General features: G+C 55.4%; 11 protein-coding genes. 10 read left to right on the forward strand and 1 reads right to left on the reverse strand.

From position 1 onward, the window contains the following. From ACR0IM_RS16600 to ACR0IM_RS16615, 4 genes are all read left to right on the forward strand, one after another. A complete protein-coding gene (locus ACR0IM_RS16600; RefSeq protein ID WP_480682576.1) occupies positions 1-1,866 on the forward strand; it encodes an ABC transporter ATP-binding protein in 1,866 nt (621 codons plus the stop codon). A 151-nt stretch (positions 1,867-2,017) separates the two neighbouring features. After that, on the forward strand, positions 2,018-3,475 hold the full coding sequence (locus ACR0IM_RS16605; RefSeq protein WP_480682577.1) for an ABC transporter substrate-binding protein: 1,458 nt from the start codon (positions 2,018-2,020) through the stop codon (positions 3,473-3,475). A gap of 73 nt (positions 3,476-3,548) precedes the next feature. Continuing rightward, positions 3,549-4,475, forward strand: coding sequence for an ABC transporter permease (locus ACR0IM_RS16610; protein ID WP_480682578.1), 927 nt, complete (start codon positions 3,549-3,551; stop codon positions 4,473-4,475). Further along, positions 4,476-5,351, forward strand: coding sequence for an ABC transporter permease (locus tag ACR0IM_RS16615; RefSeq protein WP_480642193.1), 876 nt, complete (start codon positions 4,476-4,478; stop codon positions 5,349-5,351). A gap of 97 nt (positions 5,352-5,448) precedes the next feature. Here the strand turns inward: ACR0IM_RS16615 and ACR0IM_RS16620 are convergent, their stop codons facing one another. Further along, complete coding sequence (locus ACR0IM_RS16620; RefSeq protein WP_480682579.1) at positions 5,449-5,868, reverse strand: IS6 family transposase; 420 nt, start codon at positions 5,866-5,868, stop codon at positions 5,449-5,451. 399 nt (positions 5,869-6,267) lie between these two features. On the opposite strand from ACR0IM_RS16620, the gene ACR0IM_RS16625 reads away from it, so the two are divergent. From ACR0IM_RS16625 to ACR0IM_RS16650, 6 genes are read left to right on the forward strand one after another with little or no spacing between them, the layout of a single operon-like run. Then, complete coding sequence (locus ACR0IM_RS16625; RefSeq protein WP_480682580.1) at positions 6,268-6,741, forward strand: VOC family protein; 474 nt, start codon at positions 6,268-6,270, stop codon at positions 6,739-6,741. Positions 6,742-6,784: 43 nt separating this feature from the next. Beyond that, on the forward strand, positions 6,785-7,135 hold the full coding sequence (locus ACR0IM_RS16630) for a hypothetical protein (RefSeq protein ID WP_480596965.1): 351 nt from the start codon (positions 6,785-6,787) through the stop codon (positions 7,133-7,135). Next, a complete protein-coding gene (locus tag ACR0IM_RS16635; RefSeq protein ID WP_480596963.1) occupies positions 7,132-7,269 on the forward strand; it encodes a hypothetical protein in 138 nt (45 codons plus the stop codon). Before ACR0IM_RS16630 ends, ACR0IM_RS16635 begins: the two co-directional genes overlap by 4 nt. Next, positions 7,266-8,234 (forward strand): carbon-nitrogen hydrolase family protein, encoded by a 969-nt coding sequence (locus tag ACR0IM_RS16640; RefSeq protein WP_480596961.1) that lies wholly within the window; start codon positions 7,266-7,268, stop codon positions 8,232-8,234. Before ACR0IM_RS16635 ends, ACR0IM_RS16640 begins: the two co-directional genes overlap by 4 nt. Before the next feature lie 42 nt (positions 8,235-8,276). Beyond that, positions 8,277-11,009, forward strand: a complete 2,733-nt coding sequence (locus ACR0IM_RS16645) for an aminotransferase class I/II-fold pyridoxal phosphate-dependent enzyme (RefSeq protein ID WP_480682581.1) — start codon at positions 8,277-8,279, stop codon at positions 11,007-11,009. A 22-nt stretch (positions 11,010-11,031) separates the two neighbouring features. After that, complete coding sequence (locus tag ACR0IM_RS16650) at positions 11,032-12,480, forward strand: biotin carboxylase (RefSeq protein ID WP_480682582.1); 1,449 nt, start codon at positions 11,032-11,034, stop codon at positions 12,478-12,480. The last annotated feature ends 3 nt before the right edge of the window (positions 12,481-12,483 follow it).

Consider the following 12,483-nt stretch of genomic DNA (forward strand, 5'->3'; position numbering starts at 1 on the left):
ATGCCAGACAGCTCTACAAACGTCACCCCTCTGCTTTCCGTTCGCGGTTTAACAGTCGAATTCGGCTATGGGGATTTCGCAGTTCGGGCTGTCGATGGCGTGTCCTTCGATCTTGAGCACAACAAAACCTTGGCCATCGTTGGTGAATCCGGTTCTGGCAAATCGATCTCATCGCTCGCGATCCTGGGACTGCTGCGACACATCGGAGGCCGTGTTCCAAAAGGCAAATTACTTTTCGGAAGTGAAACTCTGGGGCGGCGTGTGGACCTCGCCCAGCTTTCTGAGCGCGAGCTTCGCAAAATCCGCGGCAATGAAATCGCGATGATCTTCCAGGAACCTATGACGTCCCTGAACCCGGTGTTCACGATCGGGGGGCAAATGGGCGAGACGCTGGTCTTCCACCAGGGGTTGAGCAAACGCGATGCTCGCGCCAAGGCACTGGAGTTTCTGGACCTTGTGCGCTTGCCCAACGCCGCGCGCTTGCTGGACAGCTATCCGCACCAATTGTCCGGTGGTATGCGCCAACGTGTCATGATCGCCATGGCACTTTGCTGCCAGCCAAAAATCCTGATCGCGGACGAGCCGACAACGGCACTCGACGTGACCATTCAGGCACAAATTCTTCACATCATTCGTGAACTGCAGGCCGAGATGGGAACCTCCGTGATTTTCATCAGCCATGACATGGGGGTCGTCTCCGAGATGGCTGACAATGTTCTGGTGATGAAGGCCAGCAAGTTCGTCGAAACCGGATCGGTGGAAACCGTCTTGGGGACTCCGAAAGAAGCCTACACGCAGGCGCTATTGGCAGCGGTGCCGCGCATTGGCAGCATGACCGGCACCACGCGACCGAAACTGTTTGACATTCCGGGTCGAACACCGATCCGCGACAAGACCCCGGCCAAGGCCGTGGATCGCAGCCAGCCATTGCTTGAGGTTGAAGACCTGACGACACGATATGACATCCGTGGTGGGCTCTTGAACCGCGTGACGCACCGAGTGCACGCGGCAGAGAAAATCTCATTCAAAATCTATCCCGGAGAAACGCTTGCTCTGGTCGGGGAATCCGGCAGCGGCAAATCCACGGTCGGGAAAACCATTCAACAGCTGGTGGAACCGGTATCAGGCGCGATGCGGTACAACGGTCAGGACATCTTTTCTCTGCCAGCGGGACAGCGCAAATCGTTCCGCAAGCAAAGCCAATATGTCTTTCAGGACCCCTATGGCTCGCTGAATCCGCGCAAGACTGTCGGCGAAAGCCTAATTGAACCTGCGAAAGTCCACGGGTTGGTGTCATCCAAAGAGGAAGCCGAGGCGAAGATTGCAGATCTGCTAACCAAAGTCGATCTGCCCGCAGCCCATTCCACCCGATACCCGCATCAGTTCTCGGGTGGCCAGCGACAGCGTCTCTGCATTGCCCGCGCTCTGGCCTGCGACCCTAGCCTGATCATTGCTGATGAGGCGGTCTCTGCGCTTGATGTGTCCGTGCAGGCGCAGGTTGTGAATCTCTTGATGCAGCTGCAGGCTGAACAGGGGTTATCCTACCTCTTCATCACCCATGACATGGCAGTGGTAGAACGGATCAGCCATCGCGTGGCAGTGATGTATCTGGGCCAGATCGTCGAGATCGGTAGCCGCCAGCAAATCTTTGAGAACCCTCAGCACCCCTATACGAAAAGGCTATTGTCCGCTGTTCCGGTTCTAAGTCCGGGTCACCGCCCCTCCCGGCCACCGTTGGAAGGGGAAATTCCAAGCGCAATGCGCCCTGTCGGCGACGGGCCGGCGCTTGTCGATCTTCAACCCGTCGAAGACGGCCATTTCTACGCTGCGCAATCCACCGAGGAAATGGGGGTATCGCTGCACTAGCCCGCCACCCAATCAGCGCAACAACAAGGGCGAATGCCCCGTTCACAAATCACCGACTGGAGGACTTATGTCTAAACTCTCACGATATCTCACGGCCAAGAACGCGGTCCGTTCGACACTTTTGGCATCATGCCTCACTTTCGCAACGCCCATGATTGCGTTTGCAGAAACCACATTGAACGTCGCACAGGGGCGTGATCCGCAAAACCTCGATCCGATCGACACTTTCCGCCTAGCCTGGGGTTCGATCGCAAGCAATGTCTTTGACGGGCTGGTTTTCCGCGGTGAAGACTTGCAACTGCAACCGGGTCTCGCCACCAATTGGGAATTCCTGGATGACGAAACCCGTATTCGGTTCACCCTGCGCGAAGGTGTCGAATTCCACAACGGTGAACCCTTCAATGCAGAGGCGGTGAAATACACCTTTGATCGTTTACTCGGCGAAGAAGGTGCCAAGGGTCCGCAGCGCGGCAACTACACATCGATCCGTGAAGTTGTGGTTGTTGATGAGCACACCGTAGATTTCATGATGGAACGTCCCGATCCGGTCCTGATCACCAAGCTGTCCGGCTACGGCGCGATGATCGTTCCGCCGAAATATATCCAAGAAGTCGGGGAAGAAGCATTCGACATGAAACCGGTCGGCACCGGTCCGTTCAAGGTCGTTGAATACACCCCAACCGTTGGCGTAAAGCTTGAGCGGTTCGACAATTATTGGAACGGCGAAGCCAAGCTCGACATTGTAAACATCCGTTTCATTCCAGAAGACGCGACACGCATGGCGGAGCTTCTGTCCGGCGGCATCGACATCTCTCTGAACATTCCGACGCCATCGGTTGAAACCATCAAGCAAAGCGATGTCGTGGACCTTGTCGCTGTCGATGGCCCGTCCGTTGTCATCACGCGTTTCAATACGGAAAACGGTATCACCACTGATCCGCGTGTGCGCAAAGCAATCTCAATGGCAGTCGATCGTGAGACCATCATTGAGGCGCTGCTCGGTGGACTCGCAAGCCCGATATCCAGCGCTCAGGGCGAGAAATCCTTTGGTAATGATACGTCACTTCAGCCCTATCCATACGACCCGGAAGGTGCAAAAGCGCTGTTGCAAGAGGCAGGTGTTGCGCCGGGGACCGAAATCACGCTGGATATTCCAAGCAACAATGACACGTTCCGCGAAATTGCACAGGTCATGGCAGCTTATCTTGAACAAGTTGGCTTGAAGTTAAAGGTTCGCACCCACGAGACCAGCGTCTTCTTCAACGAGATCGTGACCAACGGCAAATCCGGCGAGATGTTCTACTTTGGCTGGGGTGGTTGGACTTTTGACTTCGATAACACGGCCTATCTGCTGTACCATACAGGTGAACGCAATAACCCCTACATCGATGATGCAAAGCTGAATGCGCTGCTCGAAGAAGAACGGGCGACCTACAACGCCCAAGTGCGCCGGGACGCGTTGCAGAAAGTGGCCGCTTATGCGCACGAGCATGCGCTCGATCTGCCTCTCTACAACCTATCCACGCTCTATGGTGTGAACAATCGTGTCGAAGGCTTTGTTCCGGCGCCAGATGACCGCGTCCGCTACATGAACATCACCCTGAATTAAACCAATTCCGGCTTCCAATCCTGCTGGCTTGGGAGCTGGTTGCCATCAGCATTGGTCGCTGGGAGGAGATCTCGTGCCCGTCTTTCGCTTCATCCTGCAACGTGTCTTTCAAGCGGTACTTGTGATGCTTGCTGTGACCCTCTTTGTTGCTTTCGCCATCCGCCTGACTGGTGATCCAGCGATCATGATGACCGCTGAATCAAGCAATGTTACAGAAGAAGACCTTGCCCGCATCCGCGAGGCTTTGGGTCTGAACCGTCCGTTCTTCGTTCAGTATTTCGACTTTGTCAAAAGCCTTCTGACCGGTGATCTCGGGGATTCGTTTTTTCGCGGCTCAATCCGCGATCTGATCGGAATAGCCATGCCCGCAACCTTGCTGCTGGCGGTCGCTTCCCTTGGGGTGTCGATCCTTGTTTCGATCCCTTTGGGAATCCACTCGGCGCTCCACAGAGGCGGTCTGTCTGATCAGGTCATCCGGGTGTTATCGTTGGTGGGGCTTTCTTTCCCGAACTTCTGGCTTGGGATCATGTTCGTGCTTCTTTTGTCGATCACCTTCCCGCTCCTGCCGGCGTCGGGCTTTGAAAGCTGGTCAGCACTGATCCTGCCCGCCATGACAATCGGGATCATCCTGACGGCGACGAATGTTCGTCTGGTTCGCACCCAGATGTTGGAGACCTTGTCGGCCCAATATGTGATGGTGGCCCGCGCCAAGGGCATGACCGAGGGAGTAGTGATTTACAAGCACGCCCTGCGCAATGCGGCAATAGCAATTGTAACCTTCCTCGGTCTGCAGTTTGGCAATCTGATCGGCGGGCTTGTGGTGGTCGAACTGGTGTTCAACTGGCCCGGGATGGGCACGCTGTCCATCGAGGCCATAGCGCAACGCGATTACCCTCTTCTGCAGGCAACCGTTTCCATTCTGGCGATCATGATTGTCGCCGTTAACCTTGCTGTCGATTTGGTTTACGGCCTGATCGATCCGCGTATCAGGGTGGCTTAAATGACTGATCAAACGCGACAAAAACCTGTGCGTGCCGTTCCGAAGTTTCTGATGAGCCGCTACTTCAAGTTCGAGTTCATTGCGGGCGCTTTGCTGACCGGAGCTCTGACCCTACTGGTTCTGTTTTCCGGGGTCATCTATCCCGACGGGGGGGCTACAGTTGACCTTCTGGCACGTTTGACGCCGCCTTTCCTATCGTCTGAACACCCGTTGGGGACAGATCCGTTGGGCCGGGATATTCTGGAACGCATTATCCACGGTGGGCGTGTTTCACTGTTGGTCGGCGTGCTCTCTGCCGTCGGGTCGGTGGTGCTGGGAACAGTGATCGGGCTCTTTGCGGGCTACTATCGCGGATTCCTGGATACCTTTGTCATGCGGTTTGCCGATGTCCAGTTGGCCTTACCATTCATCCTGATGGCGATCACTGTCATTGCCATAGTGGGTCCCGGGATCGATCGGATCATCGTCCTGATGATCGTTTCGCAATGGGTGCAATATGCGCGCCTGGTTCGGAGCTCAGTACTGAGCCTGCGAGAGCGGGAGTTTGTACAAGCCGCACGGAGTTATGGCTTGCCGGATGTGAAAATCATCTTTTCGCACATTCTGCCGAACGCCATGGGTCCGCTGATCATTCTGCTGACACTGAATGTGGCTAACAATATCCTTCTTGAAAGCAGCCTGACCTTCCTTGGCCTCGGCGCAGACCCGCAGACGCCAAGCTGGGGTGGCATGCTTTCTGAAGGGCGCAGCTACATCCAAACTGCCTGGTGGGTTACCGTTTTCCCAGGTGTCGCCATCATGCTGACGGTGCTTGGCCTAAACCTGCTTGGAGATTGGCTAAGGGACGAGCTGGATCCATTGGGGCAAACCCGCTGATCTCAAAAAAATGCAAGCTGAAAACGGTCCGCAAACGCGGACCGTTACTTTTTCAAGAGACATAGCCAACATGATTTCGTTTTTATTGCACCTTTGATCACGTCGGGTTTGCCGTAACGCTTCGTCCGCTATGCACCCGCGACGCTGCATCTTTGCTCGCTTTGTCGATGACAATCTTTCGTGGCAGACCGTTGACCTCCAGCATACGAGCGAAGAATTTGACGGAGGTCAGTCTGTTACGGCGCTGCGACAGCATGAAGTCAGGCGTATTGCCATGTTTGTCAACGGAGCGATAGAGGTTGCCCTTAGCCTTGATGTAAGTTTCACCCATTCTCCAAGAGCGGTCACACAGCCCTTTGCGGCGACGAGCGTTCTCAGAGATTGCACCGGAACACCGTGTCACCCACCTGTTCAGCGTGGTGTGGTCCACAGAAACGCCTCGTTCGCGTATGATCTCTTCCAGATCGCGGTATGACATGCCGTACCGGACATAGAAGAAGACCGCGAACAGGATCACATCCTAAAGATATTGTTCGCCTTTGAATAAAATCATGAGCCGACTTTCGACCTAACTATTAGTAGGACAATACGCTCGCTACATCCACGCGCGACAATGGTCAAAACTCTGCAACAGAACCATTAGAAGAACACAGCGCACAAGACCACGTCCCTGGGGAAGTGGCCGTCTTTCAAAGACGGCCATATTGAAACCTGCTCGCAATTGATTTTAAGCCAAAAAAGCCAAGACACGTGATTTGGTCAACCAATGCCCAAAGTTTGCGACAGAACCTTCAATTCGAAGCACTATGCATCATAGTGTTGCAATATTGAGCGGTATATCCCACAGTATGGTGCATAGTGCGGGATATTCCTGCATGTTCAACGAGCGACTCTGCTCAATTCGGAGATTACCGGAATGAAAAAGAAGCCTGCCACTCTGCCACGAGGTTACCGAACCTGCACTGCATCTCTTGCAGTTGCCGACGTTACCGCCGCAGTGCAATTTTATGAATGCGCGTTTGACGCAAAGATTCAGGCATTTGACGCGGATGAGACGCCGGGCTTTGCAGCCATCAAGATCGGCACCTCGATGCTGTTCGTCACGGCAGGTTGGGGCGCTCATGGTCCAACTGCACCGGGCACGGTCACGCCGGTTGGGCATCACATGTATGTTGAAGATACCGACGCCACGCTCGCGACCGCACTCGAGAACGGTGCCAGCCTGATTGCAGAGGCGAACGATACCTATTGGGGCGAACGCTGTGCCACGATCTCTGATCCGTTCGGACATGTCTGGACGCTGGCAACGCGTCTCGAAAACCTCAAGCCTGCTGATATCAGTGAGCGACGCAGAGCGCTTTTGAATTCAGAGCAAACTGAAGCTGCATGATCGACATTTTTGAATATTTGGCGGATCACAAGGAGCGCCGCGCATGAGCGACGCTCCGCTGCCAACTTTTACGATCCGTCAAAATGATCTGGGGATTCTCGCTGCTGAGAATCGCATTGGTGACTATCCCGTTGCCGTTCGCACTGCGCGCGAAGTGGTCAGTGGCGGTTTTGCCAATCAGTCAGCGCACCCTAACACTTGGACAGTTTATTTTCTGGTCGACGGCCAATGGGCACTGGTCGAATCCACCCGTGGGTTGCGGCGGGAATGGTCCAGCCTTGATCGGCTGGAGAAATGGTTGCGCAGTTGTGGGTTCCGTTTCTTCTGGGTTCGAAATGACATCGATTTTGTGGAACCGCAGGCAGAAGATACCACCGAGGAAGAGGCAGTATGAAGGCAGTGTCCTCTGAAAACCACAGCCTGTGGACAGCAGGCTTGCGCGACCCCACAGTTTTATGCTCCGATGAAGAACGCCGGATCACAACGGCGATCGCAATCGGCAAGAAAAAGAGAAGAAAAACGAAATGACCCCTTTTGCGATAACCGGAATCCAGATGCATGTCGGTGCGTTGCAGTCGAATGTCGACGCGATGCTGCATCGGATCGACATCATGATGGCCCGGTTCCCCTGGACCCAGATGGCGCTGTTCAGCGAACTGGCGCCTCATGGTCCGCTCGACCGGTTTGCTCAGCCCTTTCCCAATAATGACCTGTCGCGTTTTCAGGATGCGGCTCGGCGTTATGGGATCTGGCTTATCCCCGGCTCGATGTTCGAAAAGCACGAAGACGGGCGGATTTTCAACACCTCGGTGGTGATCAACCCGGATGGTGAGATCGTCTCGAAATATTCCAAGATGTTCCCGTTCAAGCCTTATGAGCAGAACATCGCCTCTGGCACGGATTTCTGCATCTTTGATGTCCCGGATGTGGGCCGGTTTGGCCTATCGATCTGCTATGACATCTGGTTCCCCGAAACCACCCGCCACCTGACCAGCCAGGGGGTCGAGGTTCTTCTGCACCCGGTTCTGACCGGCACCACCGACCGCGAGGCCGAGCTGTCGATTGCCAAGGCAACCGCTGCGCAGTTCCAATGCTATGTATTCGACGTGAACGGGCTGGCTGCTGGGGGCGTGGGCCGCTCGCTGGTCGTTGATCCTTCGGCCACTGTGTTGCACCAGTCCGCAGGGCAAGAAGATATCTTCCCCATCGAGATCGATCTCGATCAGGTCCGCCGCCAGCGCGAAGTCGGACTGAAGGGATTAGGGCAGGTTCTCAAAAGCTTCCGCGACCGCGAGGCTGACTTCCCGGTTTATGACCGTACCAGCGGGGCGGATGCTTACCTGCATACGCTGGGCCCACTGCGTATTCCGCAAAAAGGCGACGTTGCAGGTGTCGCCGCATCCGACCCCAGAACGGCGCTGGGATACAGCGAAGACGCCGCGACCAAGCCCGACAATCTGTTTCTCTACAAAGGGCGCTCTGGCACAGACTGATACCGACCCAGCTTTTTGGTATCCGCAGAAAGGAAAAGTTTCATGCACGGCATTTCCGATAGCGAAAAGCTCCACAGCATCTCGGACTACTACAGCGCCTCGCAGTTGAGGGCAGACCGATGGAGCGCGCTACGGGAAACGGCCGAGTCACTGGACCAGGGCGGCAGCGAAAAAGATCGGGACCGGGCGCGGCAATTGTTGCAGGCGCTGGCCCCGATCGAAGTGTATTTCGCTTTTCCTGGCGGTTCTGCCTTCGACTATCTGCGCCGGTTGCTGGACCATGGCAATTTCGGTGATTTCTCAACCGCCGTGCGCCGGGTGTCGCGTGCGCTGACCTCAGGCGCGTATCGTCGCCGCTCGATCCCGCTGATCGCGGATGAGACCGAAGTTGATGAGTTCGAGGACGAGTCCACCCAGAGCCATGAGGCCCGCGCGCTAGGTCGGCCTTATTTCGAGGTGATGATCGTCGACAATGTCAATGAGCATCAGGAACGATTCCTGCAAACCAGCCTGCAACGGATGCGCCGCAGCGAAGATCCGTTCATCTATGAAACTGTTGTCGTTCCCAGTGTCGAGGACGCTCTGATCGGGGTTCTGTTTAACCAGAATGTGCAGGCGGTCATCGTCCGCCCGGGGTTAAGCCTGAAGTCCAAGAACGAAACCAATGTTCTCGGCCGCTATATCAGCCTCTATGGCGAGGGTTCCGATCTTGATGCGCTGTCACCCTCGGAATACGGGCCAGAAACCTGCCGCCGGATCGGCATGCTGCGTCCGGAACTGGATTCGTATCTGATCACCGATCGTTCGGCGGAAGATATCGCCGGTCTCGATCTCGGCCTGTGCCGACGCGTGTTTTACAATCAGGAAGACTTTCTGGAACTGCATCTGAACATCCTGCGCGGGGTGCAGCGGCGCTATAAGACGCCGTTCTTCACAGCGCTCAAGGAATACTCCAAACAGCCCACAGGCGTGTTCCACGCCATGCCGATCAGCCGCGGCAAATCGATCAGTCGCAGCCATTGGATTCAGGACATGGGGGCGTTCTACGGATCAAATATCTTCATGGCGGAAACTTCGGCCACATCTGGTGGGCTGGACTCGCTGCTCGAGCCGAAGGGCCCGATCAAAGAGGCGCAGGAAGCCGCCGCCCGCGCATTCGGGTCTAAACAGACGTTTTTTGCCACCAACGGCACCTCAACCTGCAACAAGATCGTGGTGCAGGCGCTGGTCCGGCCCGGAGACATCGTGCTGATCGACCGCGATTGCCACAAATCGCACCACTACGGCATGGTACTGGCCGGGGCAAGCGTAGTCTATATGGACAGCTATCCGCTGCACGATTACTCAATGTATGGCGCGGTACCGATCCGAGAGATCAAGCATAAGCTGCTGGCCCTACGCGCGGCAGGAAAGCTTGACAGGGTACGGATGGTCTTGCTGACCAATTGCACCTTCGATGGCATCGTCTACAACGTGCAGCGGGTGATGCAGGAATGTCTGGCGATCAAGAAGGACCTTGTATTCCTGTGGGATGAGGCCTGGTTCGCCTATGCTAGATTTGCACCAAACTCGCGTGTACGTACCGCAATGCGGTCGGCCAAAATTCTGCGCGAACAATTCCGTACGACAGAACAAGCCGAGGCTTATGAGGCTCAGCAGGCAGCTCTTGAAGGCGCTGACGATGAGGTATGGCTGAACACACGCCTGATTGCCCCTCCCGATGCACGGGTTCGGGTCTATGCGACGCAATCAACACATAAGACGCTGACATCCTTGCGTCAGGGCTCGATGATCCACGTCAACGACCAGCAGTTCAAAGGTGCTGTCGAAGAAGCGTTTCACGAGGCCTATATGACCCACACCTCAACCTCGCCCAATTACCAGATCATTGCCTCACTGGATGTAGGCCGCAGGCAGGTTGAGATCGAAGGCTATGAATTCGTCCAGCGGCAGGTCGAAAGCGCGATGGCAATTCGCCGGGCGGTGACAACGCATCCACTGCTCAGAAAGTACTTCAAGCTGGTCACAGCGGGCGACATGATCCCCGAGCAATATCGCGAAAGTGGCATGACCAGCTATTTCGACCCCGATCAGGGCTGGGCCGATGTCTGGGATTGCTGGGCCAAGGATGAGTTTGTTCTGGATGCCACCCGTATCACGCTGCATGTGGGCGCGACCGGCTGGGATGGCGATACGTTCAAAACCAAAATCCTGATGGATAAATACGGCATCCAGATCAACAAGACCTCGCGCAATACAGTGCTGTTCATGACCAATATCGGCACCACGCGAAGCTCAGTCGCCTATCTGATCGAGGTGCTGGTCGAGATCGCCAAGGAACTGGACGATCTGATGGACGACGCCTCGAAAATGGAAAAACTGGCCTTTGACAAGCGCGTTAGGAATCTGAGCGAACACGTCCCGCCTCTGCCCGATTTCAGTCGGTTCCACGACGCATTCCGCTGTGAAGAAGGTACCGAAGCCGGTGACATTCGCACGGCGTTTTTCCTGTCCTATGACGAAGACAATTGCGACTACGTCGAGCCCGACAAGGAGATGTTGGAACGGCTTGTAGCCGGGGAAGAGATGGTTTCGGCCACCTTCGTGATCCCCTACCCGCCGGGCTTTCCCATTTTGGTACCAGGACAGGTGATCAGTCCCGAAATTCTGAAATTCATGCAGGAACTGGATGTTTCGGAAATCCACGGTTTTCGCGCCGATTTGGGCCTGCGCATTTTTACCGAAGACGCTTTGAAATCAGTAAAGAACCCCTAAAGGGTCAGGGAGGACAACAAATATGCCAAAAAAGGTACTGAAGAACATCTCGGAAATCCGTCGGTATTTCCACACCAACAAGGACCCGATCTATTTTGTGTCGGCGACCAATTTCAACCTTTTGGGGCTGGATGAATGGGTGATGAACTTCACCTATATCTGCTACATGGATTGCTTTGACGGGCGACATCCGAACGTGTTTGTGCCTTCTGAAATGCCGCATGATGAGTTTCAGTCCATCGAAGACATCAACAACTATCTGCTGCAGCACAAAGAGGTCATCGATCTAGTCAAACGGCGTGGCGGCAAGCCGAAATTCGTCTTCCTGATGTTCGATGAGACGACCGAGAAGCTGGTCAAGGAGCAGGGCGGTCAGCTGTGGTTCCCCAAGGCCAAGCTGCGCACCAAATGCGACAACAAAATCGAAACCGTTCGCATCGGTAACAAGGCAGGTGTACCATCCGTGCCGAATACGCTAAGTGTGGTCAATAGCTATGACCACCTGAAAAAGGTCTGCGACAAGGCCGGCCTGGGGAACGATCTGGTGCTGCAATCCGCCTTTGGCGACAGCGGCCACACGACGTTCTTCATCAAGTCCGAAGCCGATTTCAATAAGCACAAAGACGAGATCGTCGGCGAAGGCGAGATCAAGATCATGAAGCGGATCGACTGTCGCGGCGCAGCGATCGAGGCTTGTGCGACCTCGGAGGGTACCATCGTTGGCCCACTGATGACCGAGCTTGTGGGGTTCAAGGAGCTCACCCCCTATCGCGGTGGCTGGTGCGGGAATGAGATCTTCTCGACCGCGTTCCCGCCCAAGGCACGCGAACAGGCGCGACAGCTGACCTTCCAGTTCGGGGAAGAGCTGCGCAAATCCGGCTATCGCGGGTATTTCGAACTCGATTTCCTGATCGACAAGAAAACCGATGAACTTTGGTTGGGCGAGCTGAACCCGCGCATCACCGGCGCCAGCTCAATGACCAACCATGCGGCCTTTGCTCATGCCGACGCACCACTGTTCCTGTTCCACCTGCTGGAATTCTCGAAGAAACCATTCGAGCTGGATGTAGAAGAACTTAACGCCCGCTGGGCTGACCCGGACATGATCGATAGCTGGTCGCAGATGGTAATCAAACACACCGATGACAGCGTGGATCGCATCACGCAGGCCCCGCAATCGGGAATCTACAAGATGCTGGAAGATGGCCATGTTGTATTCGACCGCTTCGACTATCACCGCCGCGCCGTTGGTGAGAACGAGGCGTTTTTTCTACGTATCTCCAACGTGGGCGACTACCGCTATGAAGGCGCTGATCTGGGCATCCTTGTGACGCGCGGGAGATCGATGACCAAAGGGTTCAAGTTGACGGACAAGTCGAAAAAGTGGATTCACGGCATAACCTCGGCCTACGCGGCAGAACCGCTGCCCGCCGCACAGCCGATGGAAGACCCCGCGTTCAAGATCATGTAGAAA

It is taken from the genome of Ruegeria sp. BF6 (genome assembly GCF_056538665.1).